General features: G+C 64.0%; 13 protein-coding genes and 1 pseudogene. 2 read left to right on the forward strand and 12 right to left on the reverse strand.

What is annotated here, in order from left to right; translation table 11 throughout:
- Window positions 1-8: 8 nt before the first annotated feature.
- From fusA to rpsL, 3 genes are read right to left on the reverse strand one after another with little or no spacing between them, the layout of a single operon-like run.
- The gene (gene fusA, locus JQ586_RS28050) at window positions 9-2081 is read right to left on the reverse strand and encodes an elongation factor G (protein ID WP_212397866.1); all 2073 of its coding nucleotides are present in this window, start codon (window positions 2079-2081) and stop codon (window positions 9-11) included.
- A 30-nt stretch (window positions 2082-2111) separates the two neighbouring features.
- Window positions 2112-2582 (reverse strand): 30S ribosomal protein S7, encoded by a 471-nt coding sequence (rpsG, locus tag JQ586_RS28055; RefSeq protein ID WP_212397867.1) that lies wholly within the window; start codon window positions 2580-2582, stop codon window positions 2112-2114.
- A gap of 15 nt (window positions 2583-2597) precedes the next feature.
- Window positions 2598-2969 (reverse strand): 30S ribosomal protein S12, encoded by a 372-nt coding sequence (gene rpsL / locus JQ586_RS28060; RefSeq protein WP_006611834.1) that lies wholly within the window; start codon window positions 2967-2969, stop codon window positions 2598-2600.
- Between the two features lie 685 nt (window positions 2970-3654).
- Here rpsL and JQ586_RS28065 point away from each other — a divergent pair.
- A complete protein-coding gene (locus tag JQ586_RS28065) occupies window positions 3655-4839 on the forward strand; it encodes an NAD(P)/FAD-dependent oxidoreductase (protein ID WP_212397868.1) in 1185 nt (394 codons plus the stop codon).
- Between the two features lie 174 nt (window positions 4840-5013).
- On the opposite strand, the pseudogene JQ586_RS40665 reads toward JQ586_RS28065, so the two are convergent.
- Window positions 5014-5895: pseudogene (locus tag JQ586_RS40665) on the reverse strand (GNAT family N-acetyltransferase); the annotation flags it as partial.
- 196 nt (window positions 5896-6091) lie between these two features.
- Between JQ586_RS40665 and JQ586_RS28075 the strand changes: the two are divergent.
- Complete coding sequence (locus tag JQ586_RS28075) at window positions 6092-7300, forward strand: FAD-dependent monooxygenase (protein WP_212397869.1); 1209 nt, start codon at window positions 6092-6094, stop codon at window positions 7298-7300.
- Window positions 7301-7333: 33 nt separating this feature from the next.
- Here the strand turns inward: JQ586_RS28075 and JQ586_RS28080 are convergent, their stop codons facing one another.
- The 8 genes from JQ586_RS28080 to rplA form a co-directional block, all read right to left on the reverse strand.
- Window positions 7334-9418 (reverse strand): ABC transporter ATP-binding protein, encoded by a 2085-nt coding sequence (locus JQ586_RS28080; RefSeq protein WP_212397870.1) that lies wholly within the window; start codon window positions 9416-9418, stop codon window positions 7334-7336.
- A 136-nt stretch (window positions 9419-9554) separates the two neighbouring features.
- Window positions 9555-11612 carry an FAD-dependent oxidoreductase gene (locus JQ586_RS28085; protein WP_212397871.1) on the reverse strand — a complete coding sequence of 686 codons (2058 nt, stop codon included), beginning with the start codon at window positions 11610-11612 and terminating at the stop codon, window positions 9555-9557.
- Window positions 11613-11790: 178 nt separating this feature from the next.
- Complete coding sequence (gene rpoC / locus JQ586_RS28090) at window positions 11791-15993, reverse strand: DNA-directed RNA polymerase subunit beta' (protein WP_212397872.1); 4203 nt, start codon at window positions 15991-15993, stop codon at window positions 11791-11793.
- A gap of 130 nt (window positions 15994-16123) precedes the next feature.
- On the reverse strand, window positions 16124-20242 hold the full coding sequence (rpoB, locus tag JQ586_RS28095; RefSeq protein WP_212397873.1) for a DNA-directed RNA polymerase subunit beta: 4119 nt from the start codon (window positions 20240-20242) through the stop codon (window positions 16124-16126).
- Window positions 20243-20682: 440 nt separating this feature from the next.
- The gene (gene rplL / locus JQ586_RS28100) at window positions 20683-21060 is read right to left on the reverse strand and encodes a 50S ribosomal protein L7/L12 (RefSeq protein WP_212397874.1); all 378 of its coding nucleotides are present in this window, start codon (window positions 21058-21060) and stop codon (window positions 20683-20685) included.
- 54 nt (window positions 21061-21114) lie between these two features.
- Window positions 21115-21633 (reverse strand): 50S ribosomal protein L10, encoded by a 519-nt coding sequence (gene rplJ / locus JQ586_RS28105; RefSeq protein ID WP_212397885.1) that lies wholly within the window; start codon window positions 21631-21633, stop codon window positions 21115-21117.
- Window positions 21634-22208: 575 nt separating this feature from the next.
- A complete protein-coding gene (locus tag JQ586_RS28110) occupies window positions 22209-23162 on the reverse strand; it encodes a 2-hydroxyacid dehydrogenase (RefSeq protein WP_212397875.1) in 954 nt (317 codons plus the stop codon).
- 94 nt (window positions 23163-23256) lie between these two features.
- A complete protein-coding gene (gene rplA, locus JQ586_RS28115; protein WP_212397876.1) occupies window positions 23257-23949 on the reverse strand; it encodes a 50S ribosomal protein L1 in 693 nt (230 codons plus the stop codon).
- Window positions 23950-23955: the final 6 nt, after the last annotated feature.

Raw genomic sequence — 23955 nt, forward strand, 5'->3', positions numbered from 1 at the left:
AACGACAATCAGGCAAACTTCTTCTGGACTTCAGCCGACACGTTCGCCGGAGCTTCGGCGTAGTGATCGAACTGCATGGTGAAGGTCGCGCGCCCCTGGCTCATCGAGCGCAGGTTGTTCACGTAACCGAACATGTTCATGAGCGGCACCATCGCATTGATGACGTTGGCGTTGCCGCGCATGTCTTGACCCTGGATCTGGCCGCGCCGCGAATTCAGGTCCCCGATGACCGAACCGGTGTAGTCTTCCGGGGTCACCACCTCGACCTTCATGATCGGCTCGAGCAGAACGGACTTGCCCATCTGCAGCGCCTCGCGGAAGCAGGCCCGCGTGGCGATTTCGAATGCCAGCGCCGACGAGTCGACGTCATGGTACTTGCCGTCGATCAGCTGCACCTTGACGTCGACGATCGGGAAGCCCGCGACCACGCCGGAGGACAGCACGCTCTCGATGCCCTTTTCGACGCCCGGGATGTATTCCTTCGGCACCGCGCCGCCGACGATCTTCGACTCGAACTCGTAGCCCTTGCCGGGCTCGTTCGGCTCGACGATGATCGTCACCGCAGCGAACTGACCGGTACCGCCGGTCTGCTTCTTGTGGGTGTAGCTGTGCTCGACGCGCTTGGTGACACGCTCACGGAACGCCACCTGCGGCGCGCCGATGTTGGCGTCGACCTTGTAGGTGCGCTTGAGGATGTCGACCTTGATGTCGAGATGGAGTTCGCCCATGCCCTTGAGGATGGTCTGGCCGGACTCGTGATCGGTCGACACGCGGAAGGACGGATCCTCCGCGGCGAGCTTGGCCAGCGCCACGCCCAGCTTCTCCTGGTCGGCCTTCGACTTCGGCTCGATCGCGATCTCGATCACCGGCTCCGGGAATTCCATCTTCTCGAGGATCACCGGCTTGTTGGGATCGCACAGCGTGTCACCGGTGCGCGCTTCCTTCAGGCCGGCCAGCGCGACGATGTCGCCGGCATAGGCTTCCTTGATGTCTTCGCGGTTGTTCGCATGCATCAGCAGCATGCGCCCGATGCGCTCCTTCTTCTCGCGGGTCGAGTTCACCACGCCGGTGCCCGATTGCAGGATGCCGGAATAGATGCGGCAGAAGGTGATGGTGCCGACGAACGGGTCGTCCATGATCTTGAACGCGAGCAGCGCCAGCGGCTCCTTGTCGTCCGCCTTGCGCACGACTTCGTTGCCGTCCTCGTCGGTGCCCTTGATCGCGGGCACGTCGATCGGCGACGGCAGGTAGTCGACGACGGCGTCGAGCAGCGGCTGCACACCCTTGTTCTTGAACGCCGAGCCGCACAGTACGGGGTAGAAGGCGCCGGTCAGCACCGCCTTGCGGATCAAGCGCTTCAGCGTCGCCTCGTCCGGCTCATTGCCGTCGAGGAAGGCAGCCAGCGCGTCGTCGTCGAGCTCGACGGCGGCTTCCACCATCTTCTCGCGGTATTCCTTGGCCTGCTCGACCAGATCTTCCGGAATGTCGACATAGTCGAACTTGGCGCCGAGCGATTCATCGTTCCAGATGATGCCCTTCATCTTCACGAGGTCGACGAGACCCTTGAAGTTGTTCTCGGCACCGATCGGAAGCTGGATCGCGATCGGCTTGGCGCCGAGGCGGTCGACGATATCGGCCAGGCACTTGAAGAAGTCGGCGCCGGTCTTGTCCATCTTGTTGGCGAAGACGATGCGCGGAACCTTGTACTTGTCACCCTGGCGCCACACGGTCTCGGTCTGCGGCTCGACGCCCTGGTTGGAGTCGAGCACGCATACGGCGCCGTCGAGCACGCGCAGCGAACGCTCGACCTCGATGGTGAAGTCGACGTGGCCGGGGGTGTCGATGATGTTCAGACGCTTGCCGTTCCAGAACGCGGTGGTCGCAGCCGAGGTGATCGTGATGCCACGCTCCTGCTCCTGCTCCATCCAGTCCATCGTCGCGGCACCTTCGTGCACTTCGCCGATCTTGTGGCTCTTGCCGGTGTAATAGAGGATGCGCTCGGTGGTCGTGGTCTTGCCGGCGTCGATATGCGCCATGATACCGAAGTTGCGGTAGTCCTCGATGGCATGTTGGCGGGGCATGAGACTGTTCCTTAAATTCCGTTATTCGCCTTACCAGCGATAGTGCGAGAAGGCGCGGTTGGCTTCCGCCATCCGGTGCACGTCTTCACGCTTCTTGACGGCGTTGCCACGGTTGTTCGACGCGTCGAGCAGTTCCGCCGACAGGCGCTCCGTCATGGTCTTCTCGTTGCGCTCGCGCGCGGCCGCGATCAGCCACCGGATGCCGAGCGCCTGACGGCGCACCGAGCGGACTTCCACCGGAACCTGGTAGGTCGCGCCGCCGACGCGGCGGGAGCGAACCTCGATGGTCGGCATGACGTTCTCGAGCGCCTGCTCGAACACGCCGAGCGGGTTCTGCTTGGTCTTGGACTCGATCATGCCGAGCGCACCGTAGACGATGCCTTCGGCAACCGACTTCTTCCCGGCGTACATCACCGAATTCATGAACTTGGTAATGACGATGTTCCCGAACTTCGGATCGGGAAGGACTTCACGCTTCTCGGCAGAATGGCGACGCGACATCTGATCGTTTCCCGCTTACTTCGGACGCTTCGCGCCGTACTTCGAACGACGCTGCTTACGGTTCTTGACGCCCTGGGTATCCAGCACGCCGCGGAGGATATGGTAGCGAACGCCGGGCAAGTCCTTGACGCGACCGCCGCGGATCATGACCACCGAGTGCTCCTGCAGGTTATGGCCCTCACCCGGGATGTAGCCGATCACCTCGAAGCCGTTGGTCAGGCGCACCTTGGCGACCTTGCGAAGCGCCGAGTTCGGCTTCTTCGGGGTCGTGGTGTAGACGCGCGTGCACACGCCGCGCTTCTGCGGCGACTGCTGCAGCGCCGGCACCTTCTTGCGCGACTTCTGCACTTCACGTGGATTTGCGATCAGCTGGTTGATCGTCGGCATGTAGCCTTCACCCTTTTATTCGCGCGAACCCTTGAGTGGCTTCGCAAATTCTTCTCGGGATCAGCCGTCCCGTACGGCCCGTCCCGCGCGGAAAAGCATCCGCGCAAAACGAAATCACGCCAACCGCTCATTGCTGAGCGGAAAGCGCTTCGACGCCACAGAGGACCGCGATCCCGGGCTGATCAGCGTTCGCTGTTCAGTCCGCCACCGAGGTCATGCATCCGAATTCACTCTCAAGAGGACTTGCTCAAGAGAACCAAAATCGTCCTGGCATTGCCTAGCTATAGTCGACAGCGTTTGAGCGGCATTCGTCGAGGTTGGTGCCCGTTCCGACCCAAAAAGGCCGTCCGGGTGTTCCGTTCCGACTCTGGCGTTGCTCACCGCCTGTCGATAAGTGCGCGCCTTGTATAAGCGTGAGATAGTGAAGTCAAGCAAAACGACAAGCAAAGAAACGCTTCTGCCGCCTGCGTATTTCGCATTTCGCCGACGTCGCATCCAGCGCGGATTGTGACAGCTCCCCTGTCCCGCGCGGTCCGTCCCGGCCGGTCCTGCTCCCTATTTTACCCGGATTAAATAAGTTTAGAAACACTTCTCTTCGACTTGGTCGTCAAGGCAGGCGGCAAAACTAAGCGTTTATTTGCCATTCGCGGCGCAAAAACGGGTTCGAGGACGCGGAACACCCTGCATGCGGCATACGGATATTGCGATCATCGGCGGAGGACTTGCGGGATCGACCGCAGCCGCGATGCTCGGGCGTGCCGGGATCACCTGTATCCTGATCGACCCGCACCAGATCTACCCCTTCGATTTCCGCGTCGAGAAGCTCGGCGGCTCACTCCAGCTCGGGCGATTCGCCAGGACCGGCCTTGCCGAATCCGTGCTGCGCGCGGCGACACAGGATTATGAGAACTGGATCGCCCGATACGGCACCCTGCTCGACAAGGCGCCGTACCAGCAATTCGGCATCATGTATGATGCGCTGATCGCAGCGCTCCGCGCGGAAATCTCCGGGTCGGCGGAGTTCATCCGCGACAAGGTCGTCGACGTCGCGACCAGCGCCGAGCGGCAAAAGCTGGTGCTCGCGGGCGGCGAGGAGATTTCGGCACGCCTCGTGATGCTTGCCAACGGACTGAACGTCGGGCTGCGCCGCACGCTCGGCATCGAGCGCCAGGTCATCAGTCCCTGCCACTCGATCTCGATCGGCTTCGATTTCACGCCGGTGGGACGTCCCGCCTTCCCGTTTCCGGGGCTCACGTATTTTTCGGAGCAGCCGAGCGACCGGATCCCCTACATCACGCTGTTTCCGATCGGAAACCGGATGCGCGCGAACCTCTTCACCTATCGCGAGGCGAGCGATCCCTGGCTGCGTGCGTTCCGGCACGCCCCGGTCGAGACGCTGAATGCATCGCTGCCGCGGCTGCGCCGGATCACCGGCGACTTCGCAATCGCCGGCGACATCAAGATCAGGCCGGCGGATCTCTATGTCAGCACCGGCCATCGGCAGGCCGGCGTCGTGCTGGTCGGCGACGCCTTCGCCACCAGCTGCCCAGTCAGCGGCACCGGGACCGACAAGGTGTTCACCGACGTGGTCCAGCTCTGCAACGTCCATATCCCGGCCTGGCTCGCCACCGACGGCATGGGTGCCGACAAGATTGCGGCATTCTATGACGATCCGCTGAAGACGGCCTGCGACGCCTGGTCGAACGCCAAGGCGTTCAGCTTCCGCTCAGTGTCGATCGACCGCGGGATGTACTGGAAGGCCCAGCGGCTCGCTCGGTTTATCGCCCATTTTGGCCGCGGCCGTCTGCGGCGGCTGGGTGGCGGACGGCGCCGGGCGGCCGTCGTGCATGTGATGCCACAAACGCCGTAGCCACTGGTAGCCGATCAGCCGGCCGGCCTCCATCCGGTACGCGAGCGATCGACCGGTGCGTAGATCGATCAGCATGTCCACCATCGGACGGCGGCCGCTCCACAGACTCCCCATGAAGCTGTCTTCCGCCGCGCAGGAGTTGATCGCGGTGATATCGCTGCTGGCGAGCAGCTCATCGGTGACCTTGTCGACCAGGAGCACGCCCGGCGAGTATTTGCCGAAGCTGGCGTCGAACGCCGTCTTCCAGGTGTAGGCCATCGTGCCGCAATACATCAGGACCTGCGCCGCGATGACGTTCCCGCCGGAGCGCAACAGCGCGACCGACGCGCAGCCTTCGGCCGCGAGCTTTTGCACCAGGGTCCGCGCAAACACGGCGTCGTGGCCGTGCGACAGCAGCGCGGTGCCCCGCGCGCCTTTCCAGCTCGCCTGCTCCATTTTGAGGAACGTCTCGAACGCCATGCGCACCGCGGCCGGAGATCTGTCGTTGACGACCTCGGCGGGCCCCAGCGCGGACAGCCTGTTCCAGTCCTGGCGCAACTTCTTTCGCGTCGAGCCGGACCGCTTCACGCCGAAATCCCTGGTCACAAACGGCCTCGCGCCGGTCGACAGCACCAACGGGGCGATGCCTCGCTCGGACAGCGTATCGAGCACGACCCGATGGCTCGGCGTGTCAGCGTCGAACGCGCCGAGATTGATGGTTTTCGGCAGTCGCGAGCTCTTCTCGATCGCCGCAAGCAGCGCCGGGATCACCTCATCGACATGAGCGGGATCGATCACCGGATTGGACAGGAAGGCATAATTGTAGGGCAGCGCCTCCAGCACTTCGGGCCAGAGCGGGATGATCCTGCGCAGCTGCATCGCCCAGGCGCCGACGAGGCGACGCGAGCCGGCGCCCTCGTCCCAGGCGAGCAGCATCCCGATCCGCGCAAAACGCGTGTCGTTCGCAGCCCTCAAGGCTGCGGGATGCATGAAGACATTTGGCGACGACCGCCGGACGAGATCGTCCCATTGCGCGCCGAGGTCCAGACTTGGTGAATCAATCGTTACCGAAATCATCTGCAACCAGCCCTTGCAGCCGCTTCGAGGGCCGGATCGTGCGATGCGGAGATTGTCATTCCATTAAACGCTGCCGCGTTGACCAGATCGTGATCGACGTTTCACCGCATCTTTTCAGCGTTTCTTTGCCATTCAACCCCACAATCCGCGCCTCACATCGGGGCCCGATCTCCAACAAGAGCCAAGCGGTGAGCCAATGCGGTACACGGACGTTGCGATCGTCGGCGGCGGCCTGGCCGGCGCAACTGCCGCGGCCATGCTGGGTCGCGCGGGGATTGCGGCCTGCCTGATCGATCCGCACGTCACCTACCCACCCGAGTTGCGCTGCGAGAAGCTTGCCGGCGACCAGCTCGAACTGTTGCGCAGGACCGGGCTCGCCGAGCAGACACTCCGCGCCGCAACCCTCGACGACGAGGTCTGGGAGGCGCGCTTCGGCATGGTGGTCGCGAAGAAGCCGAGCGACCAGCACGGCGTCATGTACGACACGCTGGTCAACGCCGTTCGCGCGCAGATTCCACCAAGTGTCGAGATCATCCACGGCAAGGCCTACGCGGTCGCGACCGGGAGCGACCGCCAGCGGATCACGCTGGCAAATGACGAGACGATCTCCGCGCGCCTTATCGTGCTCTCCAACGGGCTGAACATCGGCCTGCGCCAGATGCTCGGCATGGAGCGCCGCATCATCAGCGCGTGTCATTCCATCACGCTGGGTTTCGACATCGCGCCGATCGGTCGTCACAGCTTTGAATTTCCGGCGCTGACCTACTGGCCGGGACGGCCGGGCGCGCGGATGGCCTACCTCTCGATCTTCCCGATCGGCGAGAAAATGCGCGCCAACCTGATGGTCTACCGCGACATGACCGATCCGTGGCTGCGCGAATTCCGCCAGGCGCCGGAATCCGCCCTGATGGCGTTGATGCCCGGCCTGCATCGCATGCTCGGCGATTTCAGGGTTGGCGACCCAATCCGGATCAGGCCCGCCGATCTCTGCGTCACCGAAGGCCATCTCCAGCCGGGCGTCGTACTGGCCGGCGACGCCTTCTCGACGTCGTGCCCGGCCGCTGGCACAGGCACGACCAAGGTGTTCACCGACGTCGAGCGGCTCTGCAACGTCCACATCCCGGCGTGGCTGTCGACCGACGGCATGGACGTCGACAAGATCAGGCAATTCTACGAGGACCCCGCCAAGATCGACTGCGAGACCCGCTCGCTGGCCAAGGCGTATCACCTTCGCTCGCTCTCGATCGATCGCGGGCTTGCATCGCGCGCCGGACGCTGGGGCCGCTTCGCCGTTCGCGTCGCCCAAGGGTTCCGCTATGCCGTCGGCAAACGGATTCCGGCAACAGCTGCGCCCCCGGAGCAGCGCGCGATCGGCGGACAAGCGCATCGAGGCCGGCTCGCCTGAGCGGAGAATCGAAGGCGACGCGACGATGCGGACCTACTCCTCGTCCTCCTCGTCCTCGTCCTCTTCGCTGTCTTCCCCGTCCTCGGCGTCCTCCTCATCGTCCTCCTCCAGGTCCTCCTCATCCTCATCGTCTTCGTCGCCGTCGGCCGAATCGTGCTGAGCGTGGCCCTGATCGTCCCAGAGCTTGCGATAGACGCCGTTCCTGGCGAGCAGTTCGGCGTGCGAGCCGCGCTCGATCGCCCTGCCGCCCGAGATCACGATGATCTCGTCCATGTCGACCACCGAGGTCAGGCGGTGCGTCGACCAGATCATGGTGCGCCCCCTGGCGACCTTGAGCAGCGTGCGATTGATCGCGGCTTCCGTGGTCTGGTCGAGCGCAGACGTGGCTTCGTCCAGCAGCAGCACCGACGGATTGCGGATGATCGCGCGCGCGATCGCGATGCGCTGGCGCTGGCCGCCCGACAGAGTGTCGCCGCGCTCGCCGACCGGCGTGTCGTATTTCTGCGGCAGGCTCATGATGTAGCGGTGGATCTCGGCCTTTTTCGCCGCGTCCACGACCTCGGCGTCGGTCGCGCCCTCCTGGCCGAGCCGGATGTTCTCGCGGATCGACATGTTGAACAGCATGTTCTCCTGGAACACGACAGCCATGCTCGCGCGCAGCGATTCCCGCGTCACGCGGCGGATGTCGACGCCGTCGATGGTGACGCGGCCCTCGTCCGGGACGTAGAGGCGCAGGATCAGGTTGAGCAGCGTGCTCTTGCCCGAGCCGCTGGGGCCGACGATCGCGACGCTCTTGCCGGCATCGAGCTTGAGGCTGAGATTGTCGAGCACCGGCGCCAGCGCGCCTTCGTACTGGAAGGTAACGTGGTCGAAGGTGATGTCGTTGGTGATGCGCGGCAGGTCGGGGGCGCCCGGCCGGTCGGCGCCGCGGGTCGGCTCGTCGAGCAGCTCCTGGATATGCCGCACCGCCGCCGCCGCCTGGATCGACACCGGGATGAAGTGCATCACATGCGCGATGTTGTACGAGACCTCCCAGAACGCGCTTTCGAAGGTCACGAAGGTGCCGACCGTGATCTGGCCCTTGGTCGCGAGATAGGCGCCGATCGCCAGCACCACCAGATGGAGCAGGAGCACCGCGATGGTGACGGTGCGCTCCACCATGGTCGACAGGAACATCGCCGAGGCCGCCTTCGCCCGCACTTCGCGGTTGCGCAGCGTGAACCAGCCGAGCGCGCGGCGCTGCAAATTGAAGGCCTTCACGACCGCCTGCGCCGCGACGTTCTCCTGGACCGTGCCGAGCAGCGCGGATTCGTTGAGCTTCTGCTCGTAATTCGCCTGCACCGCCTTTGGCGTCAGGACGCGCGGGCCAATCAGCGTGATCGGAAACACCAGGAGCGCGACCGCGGCGAGCTGCCAGTTCAGGAACAGCATCAGGATGATGCCCGCGATCAATTCCAGGAACGGCAGCGCCGCGCTGTTGGCGAAGATCTTGACCACGCCCTCGAACGCCGAAAGATCGATCGAGAAGCGCGACAGGATCTCGCCGCGCTTGGTACGGGCAAAATAGGCCGACGGCAGGTTCTGGACGTGGTCGAACAGCCGCGTCCGAACGTCGGAGATGATGCCGGCGGCGAGCCGCGCATCCCAGCGCTCGTACCAGACCGCGATGATCGATGTGATGATGCCTGCGACCGCGAGCACGCCAAGGATCACGTAGAGGGCCCCGAAATCCTCCTCGCCGAGCGCATCGTCGATCAGGAATTTCAGGCTTAGCGGCATGATCACGTTGAACAGCGTCTCGACCACCACGCCGATGGCGACGAACGCGACCAGCTTCCTGTAGCTGGCGAGGAACGGCCGGATGAAACCGAGGACGGTGGAGAGCGCGCCGGCGGCCTCCTTGGCGGTGAAGACGACGAGGTCCTCGTCGTCATCATCGTCGTCGAGCTCGAGCTCGTCTTCGTCATCCTCCTCGTCATCATCGTCAGGAGCGGCGGACGGTTTCGGTTGGGCGGCCCGCGCCGAAGAAACGGGTGTCGCCGCGAGCTTCTTCTTCAGCTCGGGATCGTCGGCATCGACCCGTTTCGGATCGTCAGATGCAGGAGGCTTGGGCGCCATGAAACCAACCGATGCTCCACGGCCGGCATGACCGCAAATCGAAAGCGCAAGCGTCGAGCGCCGCCGCGCGATCCTACGCGATCAGGATGCATTCGGCAAAGCGCTTGCGGCTACGGACGTAGTCGTAGCTGTAACGCTAATCGTCGTCGGCCTCGACCTTGTCGAAGAAGGAATAGCGCAGGCTGTCGGAGTCGGCGTACCACTGTCCCGGCCCCTTGCCGGCGGCGAGCGTCAATTCCCACAGCGCATCGGTGCAGTCGCGGCGATGCATCGAGAGGTCGAATCCGTTGTTGAAGAACAGCTCCGACCACTCCCACCAGGTGCCGAGCTTCTTCACCCCGTGCAGAAGGTCGTAACGGTCGATCAGCCCCGGCGCCATGTCCGAGGTCACCGAGCCGAACAGCAGGCCGGTCTTGACCACGCGGTTGATCTCGCGCACCGCGCGCGCGACCTGCTTCTCGCCGAGATGGCACAGGCTCGTCTCGAACACGAAGTCGAACTCGTCCGTCTTGAACGGCATGTCGGCGATCGAGCCGAGCTTGTTGTACTTCTTCAGCGCCTTCGGCGTCTTGCCGTGGATGTAGCGGTTGTTCTCGATGCCCCAGGCATCGACGCCGCGCTCGCGCAGCGCGCCGACCAGCTCGCCGCTGGCGGAGCCGGCGACCAGGAGCTTGTAGCCCTTCGCCCTGCCCCAGACGGTCTTGATCAGGTCCATCAGATAGGCCGGGTCGCTGAACTGGCGCCAGGTTTCACCGTACGGGCCGACGCCGCGATAGTTCTCGAAATAGGCGCGGTCGATCTTGTCGGCGAACTCCGCCTTGTCCTGCGCGCGTGCCCGGCGCAGCCGCATCATCTCCGTGACGATGATATCGGTCGCGGCATCGGAGGAGTCGAGCAGCCCGTTCAGCGTCGAATCGAACAGATAGTCGCCGACCACGACCAGGCCCGGATGCTGCTTCGGTTCGGGGCGATGATTGGTCATGACGTCGCGCACCGGCAGGCCGCCCGGCAGTGCGTTGACCGACGACAGCCAGCGATGGATCTTGCCTTCCATGAAATGCGCGCGGGCGTTGCCGAGCGAGGCCGGCAGCGACTTCAGCGCGGCGTCGATCAGCTCCTCGTCGCCGAGATTGGCGAAGGCCAGCGCGTCGGAGCCGGCGATCAGCCAGTTCAGCACGCCGTGCTTGCCGACGTCGTGGCGCGCGCCTTCGTTGTAGACGCAGCAGCCGCCGAATGCCTCCGACATGAACCAGGCGCCCGGGATCCTCTCGCCCCAGAACGGCTCGTCGAACAGGATCGAGACGCGCAGATAGTGCGCCGGACGATCGAAGTAGGCGACATGCTTGACCATCGACTGGCGCAGCGCCTCGCCGTCCCAGCGCAGCGTGGCGAGCCAGGAATGCGGCAGGCAGACCAGCACGAGATCGAAGTCGCGCGTCTCCGGTCCCTTGCCGTTCATCATGTTGAGCTGGTAGCGGCCGTCGGCGGCCTTGCCGACCTTGAGGACACGATGGTTGAGCTGGATGTCGGCGTCGACTTCCGAGCGCAGGCAATCGATCAGCTGCTCATTGCCGTTCTGGATCGAGTACAGGCCGAGATAGCCGTCGACGTCCATCACGTAGTTCTTCAGCGCATTGAGCCCGTTGGTGTTGTGGCTCTCGGTCGCGATGTCGGAGCGCGCCATCACCTTGAAGAAGCGCTTGGCGGTCGCGTCCTCGACCTCTTCGTCGAGTATCTGCTCGGCGGTCTTGTAGGCCCAGGGGTGCTCGTTGTCGTGGGCGCCGACGCCCTCGTAATATTCGATCGGCGACACCAGGTCGGCGCAGCGCTTGCGGAACGCCTCGATCGCGGCCGCGGTCTTGGGTCCGTATTTGCGGCGCATGCCGGGAACGTCGGCCAGCAGTTCGCCATCGAGCTGCACCTGTTCGGCATCCATCGGGATGGTCTGCAGCCCGAAATGCTGGATCAGCTCGCGCAGCGGGTCCGGTCCGGTCATCGAGTAGTCGTAGATCTCGGCAACGCCGGCCTCGTACATCGCCGGCGCGGACTCGAATTTGCGCGTGACGACCTTGCCTCCGAGGCGGTTCGACGCCTCGAAGATGGTTACGCGGCAGAGGTCACCGAGTTTGCGCTTCAAGTACCAAGCGCTCATCAGCCCCCCCGGGCCGCCGCCAACGATAGCCAAGTCAAGCATATGGATTCCGTCGTCTCCGGCTCTGCAAATGGCCGGTGTAAGTCACCCCAGCAAAAGCGCTTTTTTGCCTGAAGGGAAGATGAACAAATTGCGTCCCTGCACCGCAGCAGGCAAAGAAAGCAGCAAAAAGGCCGGCAAAAGCCGGCCTTCCCGCTATTCACCGTATTCTTGCGGGTGCCTATTCCGCCGGCGGCAGCGCCAGCGGCTCCGCTTCCGGGGCCGTCGGCACGATCGCCGCCTGCTGCTTCTCGCGCTCGTCGAGGATCAGCTTGTCGCGCTTGACCGCAACCTCGCGGATCCGCGCCATCGAGGCACCGGTGCCGGCCGGGATCAGCCGGCCGACAATGACGTTCTCCTTGAGGCCTTCGAGCGGATCCACCTTGCCGTTGACGGCGGCCTCGGTGAGCACGCGCGTGGTCTCCTGGAACGACGCCGCCGAGAAGAAGGAGCGGGTCTGCAGGCTCGCCTTGGTGATGCCGAGCAGAACCGGCGTCCCCGTGGCGGGCTTCTTGCCCTCTTCCTTGGCCTTGGCGTTGAGCGCGTCGAACTCGATCTTGTCGACCTGCTCGCCCGAGATCATGTCGGTGTCGCCCTGGTCGGTGATCTCGACCTTCTGCAACATCTGACGGACAATCACCTCGATGTGCTTGTCATTGATGAGCACGCCCTGCAGCCGGTAGACCTCCTGGATTTCGTTGACCAGATAGGCAGCGAGTTCCTCGATGCCCTTGATCGCCAGGATGTCGTGCGGTGCCGGGTTGCCTTCGACGATGAAGTCGCCCTTTTCGACGACGTCGCCGTCCTGCAGGTGGATGTGCTTGCCCTTCGGGATCAGGTACTCGCGCGGCTCCTCGGTCTTGTCGAGAGGCTCGATCGAGATGCGGCGCTTGTTCTTGTAGTCGCGGCCGAAACGGATGGTGCCCGCCGTCTCCGCGATGATCGCCGCGTCCTTCGGCTTGCGGGCCTCGAACAGTTCAGCCACCCGCGGCAGACCGCCGGTGATGTCGCGCGTCTTGGCGCTCTCGGTCGAGATACGCGCCAGGATGTCGCCAGGCATCACCTTCGCGCCGACGTCGACCGACAGGATGGCGTCGACCGACAGCATGTAGCGGGCATCGCCGCCACGCGCGAGCTTCATCACCTTGCCGTCCTTGCCCTTGACCACGATGGCCGGACGCAGGTCCGAGCCGCCGCGCGTCGTGCGCCAGTCGATGACCACGCGCTTGGCGATACCGGTGGACTCGTCGAGCGTTTCCGAGATCGACTGGCCCTCGACCAGGTCCTCGAACCCGATCGTGCCCTCGACCTCGGTCAGCACCGGGCGGGTATAGGGATCCCACTCGGCGATACGCTGGCCGCGCTTGACCGTGTCGCCCTCGTCGACATGCATGCGCGAACCGTACTGGATGCGGTGGGTCGCACGCTCGGCGCCGTCGGCGTCGACGATCGCGACCACCATGTTGCGCACCATCGCGATCAGCTGGCCTTCGCTGTTGCGGGCGATGGCCTTGTTCTTGATCACGATCCTGCCGTCGAAGTTCGACTCGATGAACGACTGCTCGTTGAGCTGCGCCGCGCCGCCGATGTGGAACGTGCGCATCGTCAGCTGCGTGCCGGGCTCGCCGATCGACTGCGCCGCGATGACGCCGACCGCCTCACCGTGGTTGACCGGCGTGCCGCGCGCGAGATCGCGGCCGTAGCACTTGCCGCAGATGCCGTTGACGAGCTCGCAGGTCAGCGCCGAGCGGATCTTCACCTCCTGGATGCCGGCCTGCTGGATCGCATCGACGTGAGTCTCCTCCATCAGCGTGTCGCGCTTGACGATCACGTTGTTGGTGGCGGGATCCCGCACGTCCTCGCAGGCCGTGCGGCCCAGGATGCGCGAACCGAGCGAGGCGACGACCGTGCCGGCGTCGACGATGGCGCGCATCTTGATGCCGAGCATGGTGCCGCAATCGGACTGCGTGATGATGCAGTCCTGCGCGACGTCGACCAGACGACGGGTCAGGTAGCCGGAGTTCGCGGTCTTCAACGCGGTGTCCGCGAGGCCCTTGCGGGCGCCGTGGGTCGAGTTGAAGTACTCGAGCACCGACAGACCTTCCTTGAAGTTAGAGATGATCGGCGTCTCGATGATCTCGCCCGACGGCTTGGCCATCAGGCCGCGCATGCCGGCGAGTTGGCGCATCTGCGCCGGCGAACCACGCGCACCGGAGTGCGCCATCATGTAGATCGAGTTGATGTCGGCATCGGCCCCGCTCGCCGTCTTCTTGGTGGCGGAGATTTCCTTCATCATCGCCTTGGCGATTTCTTCGGTCGCCTTCGACCAGGCGTCGACGACCTTGTTGTACTTCTCGCCATGGGTGATCAGACCGTCATTGTACTGCTGCTCGAAATCCTTCGCCAGCGTACGGGTCGAGTCGACGATCTTCCACTTGCCGTGCGGCACCACCATGTCGTCCTTGCCGAACGAGATGCCGGCCTTGAACGCATTGTAGAAGCCGAGCGCCATGATGCGGTCGCAGAAGATCACCGTCTCCTTCTGGCCGCAGTGACGATAGACCTGGTCGATGACGCCGGAGATCTCGCGCTTGGTCATCAGCTTGTTGATGATGTCGTACGAGATCTTCGGGCTCTTCGGCAGCAGATTGCCGAGCATGACGCGGCCCGCGGTGGTCTCGATCCAGCGCTTGCCCAGCTTGCCGTCCTCGCCGACGCCCTCCCACCGGTACTTGATCTTGGTGTGGAGGTGGATGACCTTCGAGTGCAGCGCGTGCTCGAGCTCGGCCATGTCACCGAACAGCTTGCCCTCGCCGGGCAGGCCTTCACGCATGATCGAGACGTAGTAGAGGCCGAGCACGATGTCCTGCGACGGCACGATGATCGGCTGGCCGTTCGCGGGATGCAGGATGTTGTTGGTCGACATCATCAGGACGCGCGCTTCCAGCTGCGCCTCGAGCGACAGCGGGACGTGTACGGCCATCTGGTCGCCGTCGAAGTCGGCGTTGAAGGCGGCGCAGACCAGCGGATGCAGCTGGATCGCCTTGCCCTCGATCAGCACCGGCTCGAAGGCCTGGATGCCGAGGCGATGCAGCGTCGGCGCTCGGTTGAGCAGCACCGGATGCTCGCGGATCACCTCGTCGAGGATATCCCAGACCTCCGGACGCTCCTTCTCGACCAGCTTCTTGGCCTGCTTCACCGTGGTGGACAGGCCCTTGGCGTCGAGCCGAGAATAGATGAACGGCTTGAACAGCTCGAGCGCCATCTTCTTCGGCAGACCGCACTGATGCAGGCGCAGCTCGGGACCGACCACGATCACCGAACGGCCTGAATAGTCGACGCGCTTGCCGAGCAGGTTCTGGCGGAACCGGCCCTGCTTGCCCTTCAGCATGTCTGCGAGCGACTTCAGCGGGCGCTTGTTGGCACCCGTGATGACGCGACCGCGGCGGCCGTTGTCGAACAGGGCGTCGACGGCCTCCTGCAGCATGCGCTTTTCGTTGCGGATGATGATGTCAGGCGCGCGCAGCTCCATCAGCCGCTTCAGGCGGTTGTTGCGGTTGATGACGCGGCGATACAGGTCGTTGAGGTCGGAGGTCGCGAACCGGCCGCCGTCGAGCGGCACCAGCGGACGCAGGTCCGGCGGAATCACCGGCACGACCGTCATGATCATCCACTCCGGCTTGTTGCCGGAGAAGCGGAATGCCTCGACGATCTTCAGCCGCTTGGCGAGCTTCTTGTGCTTGATGTCGGAGTCGGTCTCGGCCATGTCGGCACGCAGCTGCTGCTCGAGCTTCTCGAGCTCGAGACCCTTGAGCAGCTCGCGGATCGCCTCCGCACCGATCATGGCGGTGAAGGAATCCTGGCCGTACTCGTCCTGCGCCTTCAGATACTCGTCTTCCGACAGCAGCTGACGGTCCTTCAGCGCGGTGAGGCCCGGCTCGAGCACGACGTAATACTCGAAGTACAGGATCCGCTCGAGATCCTTCAGCGTCATGTCGAGCAGGAGGCCGATGCGCGACGGCAGCGACTTCAGGAACCAGATATGAGCGACCGGCGCGGCCAGCTCGATGTGGCCCATGCGCTCGCGCCGGACGCGCGACAGCGTCACCTCGACCGAGCACTTTTCGCAGATGATGCCCTTGTACTTCATCCGCTTGTACTTGCCGCACAGGCACTCGTAGTCCTTGATCGGCCCGAAAATGCGCGCGCAGAACAGGCCGTCACGCTCCGGCTTGAACGTGCGGTAGTTGATGGTCTCCGGCTTCTTGATCTCGCCGTAGGACCACGACAGAATCTTCTCCGGGGACGCGATCGAGATCCGGATCTGGTCGAAGACCTGGGCCGGCGTCGTCGGATTGAAAAGATTCATAATTTCTTGGTTCATGGTCTTCTCCTCGCGTGCCGATCGTCACCGGCAGCAAATTCGAAAATTCTCTTCGGCGCGCCCCGCTCAACGTCCGGGCGGAGCGCGAATGCCCGGCGCATCTCGGCGCCGGACATGAAACCTTTCAGCGTTACTCGGCCGCTTCCGACGTCGACGCCGGTCCCACCTTGGAATTGTGCAGGTCGACGTTGAGGCCGAGCGAGCGCATTTCCTTGACCAGCACGTTGAACGATTCCGGAATACCGGCCTCGAAAGTGTCGTCGCCGCGCACGATCGCCTCGTACACCTTGGTACGGCCGGCGACGTCGTCCGACTTCACGGTCAGCATCTCCTGCAGCGTGTAGGCGGCGCCGTAGGCTTCGAGCGCCCAGACCTCCATTTCGCCGAAGCGCTGGCCGCCGAACTGCGCCTTGCCGCCCAGCGGCTGCTGGGTGACGAGCGAGTACGGACCGATCGAACGCGCGTGGATCTTGTCGTCCACGAGGTGGTGCAGCTTGAGCATGTAGATGTAGCCCATCGTCACCTTGCGATCGAACGCATCGCCGGTGCGACCGTCATAGACGGTCGACTGGCCGGAGGCGTCGAAGCCGGCAAGCTTCAGCATCTCCTCGATGTCCGCTTCCTTGGCGCCGTCGAACACCGGAGTGGCGATCGGCACGCCGTGGCTCAGATTGCGGCCGAGCTCGAGCAGCTCGCTGTCGTTCAGCGACTTGATGGTTTCATCCTCGCCGTAGATCTTCTTCAGGGTCTCGCGCAGCGGCTTGAGGTCCTGCCTCTGATAGTAGGCGTCGATGGTCTGGCCGATGCGCTTGCCGAGGCCGGCGCAGGCCCAACCGAGATGCGTCTCCAGGATCTGGCCGACGTTCATGCGCGAGGGCACGCCGAGCGGGTTCAGCACGATGTCGGCATGGGTGCCGTCCTCGAGGAACGGCATGTCCTCGATCGGAACGATCTTCGACACCACGCCCTTGTTGCCGTGACGGCCGGCCATCTTGTCGCCGGGCTGGATCTTGCGCTTCACCGCGACGAAGACCTTGACCATCTTCATCACGCCGGGCGGCAGCTCGTCGCCGCGCTGCAGCTTCTCGACCTTGTCGAGGAAGCGCTGCTCGAGGCCCTTCTTCGACTCGTCGTACTGCTTCCGCATGGCCTCGATCTCGGCCATCAGCTTGTCGTTCGGCGATGCGAACAGCCACCACTGCGACTTCGGATACTCGTCGAGCACCGCGCGGGTGATCTTGGTATCCTTCTTGAAGCCCTTGGGACCGGCGATGCCCTGGCGGTTCTCCAGGAGCTCGGCGAGGCGGTTGTAGACGTTGCGGTCCAGGATCGCCTGCTCGTCGTCGCGGTCCTTGGCCAGACGCTCGATCTCCTCGCGCTCGATCGCCAGCGCACGCTCGTCCTTGTCGACGCCGTGGCGGTTGAACACGCGGACTTCCACGATGGTGCCCTGCACGCCCGGAGGCACGCGCAGCGAGGTATCGCGGACGTCGGAGGCCTTCTCGCCGAAGATGGCGCGCAGCAGCTTCTCTTCCGGCGTCATCGGGCTCTCGCCCTTCGGCGTGATCTTGCCGACCAGGATGTCGCCGGCGCGGACTTCCGCGCCGATGTAGACGATGCCGGCTTCGTCGAGGTTCTTCAGCGCTTCTTCCGAGACGTTCGGAATGTCGCGGGTGATTTCCTCGGGGCCGAGCTTGGTGTCGCGGGCCATCACCTCGAACTCCTCGATGTGGATCGAGGTGAAGACGTCGTCCTTCACGATCCGCTCGGAGAGCAGGATCGAGTCTTCGAAGTTGTAGCCGTTCCACGGCATGAACGCGACCAGCACGTTGCGGCCGAGCGCGAGCTCGCCGAGATCGGTCGACGGACCGTCAGCGATGATGTCGCCCTTCTTGACGACGTCCCCGACCTTCACCAGCGGACGCTGGTTGATGCAGGTCGACTGGTTCGAGCGCTGGTACTTCATCAGCCGGTAGATATCGACGCCCGACTTGGTCGGATCGAGATCCTCGGTGGCGCGGATCACGACGCGGGTGGCGTCGATCTGGTCGATCACGCCCGAACGGCGTGCGGCGATCGCAGCGCCCGAGTCACGGGCGACCACGCCTTCCATGCCGGTGCCGACGAACGGCGCCTCGGCACGAACCAGCGGCACCGCCTGGCGCTGCATGTTCGAGCCCATCAGCGCGCGGTTGGCGTCGTCGTTCTCGAGGAACGGGATCAGCGCCGCAGCGACCGAAACCAGCTGCTTCGGCGACACGTCCATGTAGTCGACCTTGTCCGGCGTCACCGGCAGCACTTCGCCGGCGTGACGGCAGACCACCAGATCGTCGGTGAAGCGGCCCTTGGCATCGAGCGGCACGTTGGCCTGCGCGACGCGGTAGCGGCCCTCTTCCATCGCCGACAGATAGACCACCTCGTCGGTGACGCGGCCATCCTTGATCTTGCGATAGGGCGTCTCGACGAAACCGTACTTGTTGACGCGCGCGAACGTCGCCAGCGAGTTAATCAGGCCGATGTTCGGACCTTCCGGCGTCTCGATCGGGCAGATGCGGCCGTAATGCGTCGGATGCACGTCGCGCACCTCGAAGCCGGCGCGCTCGCGGGTCAGACCGCCCGGGCCAAGCGCCGACAGGCGCCGCTTGTGGGTGATCTCCGACAGCGGGTTGGTCTGGTCCATGAACTGCGACAGCTGCGAGGAGCCGAAGAACTCGCGCACCGCCGCGGCCGCCGGCTTGGCGTTGATCAGATCCTGCGGCATGACGGTGTCGATATCGACGCTCGACATGCGCTCCTTGATCGCGCGCTCCATGCGGAGCAGGCCGATGCGGTACTGGTTCTCCATGAGTTCGCCGACCGAGCGCACCCGGCGGTTGCCGAGGTGGTCGATGTCGTCGATTTCGCCCTTGCCGTCGCGCAGGTCGACCAGCGTCTTGATGACCGCAAGGATGTCTTCCTTGCGCAGCGTGCGATGGGTGTCGGGCGCATCGAGCTCGAGGCGCATGTTCATCTTGACGCGGCCGACCGCGGACAGGTCGTAGCGCTCGGCGTCGAAGAACAGCGACTGGAACATGGCCTGCGCCGAATCCAGCGTCGGCGGCTCGCCCGGACGCATCACGCGGTAGATGTCGAACAGCGCGTCCTCACGCGTCATGTTCTTGTCGGCATGCAGCGTGTTGCGGATGTAGGCGCCCACATTGACGTGGTCGATGTCGAGCAGCGGCAGTTCCTTGTAGCCCTGCTCGTTCAGCACCTTGAGCGACTTCTCGGTGATCTCCTCGCCGGCTTCGGCGTAGATCTCACCGGTCTTCGGATTGACGAGATCCTCGGCGAGGTAATTGCCGACCAGTTCCTCGTCCGACATGCGCAGCGCCTTCAGGCCCTTCTCCTGAAGCTGACGCGCCTGGCGCACGGTCAGCTTCTTGCCGGCCTCGAGCACCACCTTGCCGGTGTCGGCGTCGACCAGGTCGTTGACGGTCGAATAGCCGCGGAAACGGTTGGCGTCGAACGGCACGCGCCAGCCTTCCTTGGTCCGCTTGTAGGTGATCTTCTTGTAGAAGGTCGACAGGATCTGCTCGCCGTCGAGACCGAGCGCGTACATCAGCGAGGTCACGGGAATCTTGCGGCGGCGGTCGATGCGCGCGAACACGATGTCCTTGGCGTCGAACTCGATGTCGAGCCAGGATCCGCGATACGGAATCACGCGCGCGGCAAACAGGAGCTTGCCGGACGAATGGGTCTTGCCCTTGTCGTGGTCGAAGAACACGCCGGGCGAACGGTGCATCTGCGAGACGATGACGCGCTCGGTGCCGTTGACCACGAAGGTGCCGTTCATCGTCATGAGCGGGATATCGCCCATGTAGACGTCCTGCTCCTTGATGTCCTTCACCGACTTGGCACCGGTTTCCTCGTCGATATCGAACACGATCAGGCGCAGCGTCACCTTGAGCGGCGCAGCGAAGGTCATGCCGCGCTGGCGGCACTCGTCGACGTCATACTTCGGCGGCTCGAATTCGTAGCGAACGAATTCGAGCATCGAGGTGCCGGAAAAATCCGAGATCGGGAACACCGAACGGAACACGGCCTGCAGGCCCTCGTCGAGGCGCCCGCCCGTCGGTTCATCCACCATCAGGAACTGGTCGTAGGACGCCTTCTGAACCTCGATGAGGTTCGGCATCTCTGCGACTTCCTTGATGTGACCGAAGAACTTGCGTACGCGTTTGCGACCGGTGAATGTCTGCTGCGCCATCGTGGCCTCTCATTTTCGTCGCCTTGTAGGGCGAACCTTCCGGACACCGACTGCCATCGGCACCGGGTTGAATTTCGAATCGTCCCGAAGGAACCAGGACCTGCTTCAGGAATTAAATCCTTGAGCGCAGCCCCGCAGCCTTCAAAACGCAAAACGACGCGCGGGGCGCATCACTGCACCCGCCCGTCACAACTCTCCGCTTCACGGACTGAAAAAGCCCGAAATCTGACTGTCTCCCAACGGCTTCCACCGGGAACCCTGCCGCTCCCGCCGCCGACCGTATTTTTCCGCTGCCATCCCGATATGGGAAGGCAATATGGAGATTCGAGGGTTAAGTCTACGAATCCCCACACATTCTTGTGTCCGGCGCGCCACGCGACAACCTGCCGCGCGCCGTCTGCATGGTCCGGGAGCGCCAGATGGCGCTCCCGGATCGCGCATTACTTGAGCTCGACCTTCGCGCCAGCCTTCTCGAGCTGGGCCTTGATCTTGTCGGCTTCGTCCTTGTTGACGCCTTCCTTGACCGGCTTCGGAGCGCCTTCGACGAGGTCCTTGGCTTCCTTCAGGCCCAGGCCGGTGATGGCGCGGACTTCCTTGATGACCTCGATCTTCTTTTCGCCGGCAGCAGCCAGCACGACGGTGAAGTCGGTCTTCTCTTCAGCCGGAGCGGCGGCAGCGCCACCAGCGGCCGGGCCGGCCACCGCGACGGCGGCAGCGGCGGACACGCCCCACTTTTCTTCGAGGAGCTTGGCGAGTTCGGCCGCTTCGAGCACGGTGAGGCTCGAGAGGTCGTCGACGATTTTCTGCAAGTCAGCCATTGATCTGTTTCCTTAAACGTTTGGTTCGAACCAGGTTTGAGATTAGCGAAGGGGTCAGGCCGCTTCGCTCTTTGAGGCATGAGCCTGAATGACGCGTGCGAGCTTGGCCGCGGGCGCGTTGGAGAGCTGAGCGAGCTTGGTCGCCGGCGCCACGATGAGGCCCACGATCTTGCCGCGCAGTTCGTCGAGCGACGGCAGTGAGGCGAGCGCCTTCACGCTGTCGACATTCAGGACGGTTTTGCCCATCGAACCGCCGAGGATGACGAACTTTTCGTTCGCCTTGGCGAATTCGACGGCAACCTTTGGCGCCGCGACCGGATCGTTTGAAGTTGCGATCACGGTCGGTCCCTTCAGCAGGGAACCGATGGAAGCGACGTCAGTGCCTTCAAGAGCAATTTTGGCGAGACGGTTCTTCGAGACCTTCACCGACGCGCCCGCCTGCTTCATCTGCATGCGCAGCTTCTGCATCTGGGCCACGGTGAGGCCGGAATAATGAGCAACGATCGCAACCGACGTGGTCTTGAAGACCCCGTTGAGTTGTTCGACCGACTCTTTTTTTGCCGCTCGTTCCACAGCAAGCTCTTTCCGGTTGGCGGCCGTTCCGCATTGGGAGGACCGCCGGGTTGCACCCGTCGTCCCACCCAAAACCTGGCCTTCAGGACTCGCGTCCCAAGGACATGTCGGGCAAGACGACAATTAGAAGCCTGCCCTCCCAGAGCCTTGCGACCCTGGGGTGTCGAGGTTCGAACCAAACCAGCATCCAGCCGCGATGCGATCGCAGCAGGGAATGCGAAATCCGGTCTTCACCCGTCTATGCAGGCCATGCGATTAAGCCGTTGAAAACGCTAAGTTCTCGCGGGCGCCTGCAGTCTTGGACAGGATCGAGGCACTTCAGCATGCTGAAGGCCCCTGCTCCCATTCCGCTTGAGGCGATAAGGTCTCCTTCCTTTCGAGCATCCTTGCGGGCATGCGGAAAGGAATGATCTCCTATCGTATCGGGTTTTCGGAATGCGAGCACAGACATGCCAGCAAGTGCCAGCACGCCCGGAAGCGGCTATGTAGCCGCTCCCGGTCGACTTGCCAAGAGCAAAATTCAGACCAGTTCAAGCTAGCCGCAGGGAACCGGTTCCCCGTCCAATCGGTTCCGGTCAGGTGCCCTTCACCCGGTAAGGCAGCGGCTTGCCGGCGAAGAACGCTTCGAGGTTGGCGAGCACGCAATCCTGCATCGCCACGTGCGACTCCAGTGTGTGGCCGCCGAGATGCGGCGTGAGCACCACATTCGGCAGCGCGGTCAGCGCGTCGGGGGCGTGCGGCTCCCGGGCGAACACGTCGAGCCCGGCGCCCGCGATGGTGTGGTCGGTCAGGGCCGCGACCAACGCGGCTTCGTCGACGACGGAACCGCGCGAGATGTTGACGACAATGCCGCCGTTGCCGAGCCGGCGCAGGATGTCGGCATTGACGATGCCGACCGTCTCCGTACCGGCGCGGACCGCTATAACGAGGATGCTGCACCAGTCGGCGAGCGCCTCGAGATTGGGAAAATAATGGTAGGGCACGTCGTATCTGGTGCGGCTGAAATAGCCGACCTCCGTCTCGAAGGCGGCGGCACGTGCGGCGATCTTGCGGCCGATCTCTCCGAGGCCAAAGATCCCGACCTTGCGGCCGCGCATGCCGGCCTGCGGCCGCATCATCGGTGACGGCACCCTCCCTACCCAATCGCCGCTGCGGACGTAATTGTCGGCGACCGGCAGCCGGCGGACCGCCCCCAGCATCAGCATGGCGGCGATGTCGGCGACCGACGAGGCGTTGGCACCGGGACTGTGGCCCACGGCGATGCCGCGCTTCGCGGCGGCGGCCAGATCGATCCCTTCGTAGCCCGTGCCGTAGCAGATGATGGCGCCAAGGCTCGGCAGCATGTCCATCGCCTCGCCGCCGAGCGGCGTGCCGCCAGCGGTGATGATCGCCCGGATTCCGGCAAGCTCATCCGCCGGGAACATCTCGGTCGGCCGCTTGCCGGCGGCATTCAGCAGCATGTAGCGCTCGCCGAAGCGGACCAGTTCGGCTTTCGGAAACCGGGAATAGATCAGGATCTTGTCAGGCATTCTTGTTGTTTCCTGCGAGATGCTTCGCCTGTCAAAACAAAGGGCGGAACCGGTTGCCCGATCCCGCCCTTCTTTATCTCATCACCGGAAGACCTCAGCCGAGGATCGTGCCCGGCTCGACCTTCACGCCGGGGCCCATGGTGGAGGAGACTGCCACGCGCTGGATGTAGGTGCCCTTGGAGCCAGCCGGCTTCGCCTTGGCGACCGCGTCCGCGAGCGCCTTGACGTTCTCGACCAGCTTGTCCTCGGAGAACGAGGCCTTGCCGATGCCGGCCTGGACGATGCCGGCCTTCTCGACGCGGAACTCGACCGAGCCGCCCTTGGCGCCCTTCACGGCCGACGTGACGTCCATGGTCACGGTGCCGATCTTCGGGTTCGGCATCATGCCGCGCGGGCCGAGCACCTTACCGAGGCGGCCGACCAGCGGCATCATGTCGGGGGTCGCAATGCAGCGGTCGAAATCGATCGCGCCGCCCTGCACCTTCTCGACCAGGTCTTCGGCACCGACCACGTCAGCGCCTGCAGCCTTGGCCTCCTCGGCCTTGGCGCCTCGGGCGAACACACCGACGCGCAGCGTGCGGCCGGTGCCGTTCGGCAGGTTGACCACGCCGCGGACCATCTGGTCGGCGTGACGGGGATCGACGCCGAGATTGATCGCGATCTCGATCGTCTCGTCGAACTTCGACTTGGCACGCTCCTTGACCATCTTGATGGCATCCGCGAGCGGATAGAGCTTTTCGCGGTCGACGCCCTCACGGGCCTTCTTCAAACGCTTTCCGATTGCCATGACCCG

Source organism: Bradyrhizobium jicamae (genome assembly GCF_018130215.1).
Taxonomy (GTDB): domain Bacteria; phylum Pseudomonadota; class Alphaproteobacteria; order Rhizobiales; family Xanthobacteraceae; genus Bradyrhizobium; species Bradyrhizobium jicamae_A.

Bases quoted from the DNA above. Each gene is read 5' to 3' on its own strand.
- fusA (WP_212397866.1), bottom strand. From the start codon at position 2,081: ATGCCCCGCCAACATGCCATCGAGGACTACCGCAACTTCGGTATCATG.
- rpsG (WP_212397867.1), bottom strand. From the start codon at position 2,582: ATGTCGCGTCGCCATTCTGCCGAGAAGCGTGAAGTCCTTCCCGATCCG.
- rpsL (WP_006611834.1), bottom strand. From the start codon at position 2,969: ATGCCGACGATCAACCAGCTGATCGCAAATCCACGTGAAGTGCAGAAG.
- JQ586_RS28065 (WP_212397868.1), top strand. From the start codon at position 3,655: ATGCGGCATACGGATATTGCGATCATCGGCGGAGGACTTGCGGGATCG.
- JQ586_RS28075 (WP_212397869.1), top strand. From the start codon at position 6,092: ATGCGGTACACGGACGTTGCGATCGTCGGCGGCGGCCTGGCCGGCGCA.
- JQ586_RS28080 (WP_212397870.1), bottom strand. From the start codon at position 9,418: ATGGCGCCCAAGCCTCCTGCATCTGACGATCCGAAACGGGTCGATGCC.
- JQ586_RS28085 (WP_212397871.1), bottom strand. From the start codon at position 11,612: ATGCTTGACTTGGCTATCGTTGGCGGCGGCCCGGGGGGGCTGATGAGC.
- rpoC (WP_212397872.1), bottom strand. From the start codon at position 15,993: ATGAACCAAGAAATTATGAATCTTTTCAATCCGACGACGCCGGCCCAG.
- rpoB (WP_212397873.1), bottom strand. From the start codon at position 20,242: ATGGCGCAGCAGACATTCACCGGTCGCAAACGCGTACGCAAGTTCTTC.
- rplL (WP_212397874.1), bottom strand. From the start codon at position 21,060: ATGGCTGACTTGCAGAAAATCGTCGACGACCTCTCGAGCCTCACCGTG.
- JQ586_RS28110 (WP_212397875.1), bottom strand. From the start codon at position 23,162: ATGCCTGACAAGATCCTGATCTATTCCCGGTTTCCGAAAGCCGAACTG.
- rplA (WP_212397876.1), bottom strand. From the start codon at position 23,949: ATGGCAATCGGAAAGCGTTTGAAGAAGGCCCGTGAGGGCGTCGACCGC.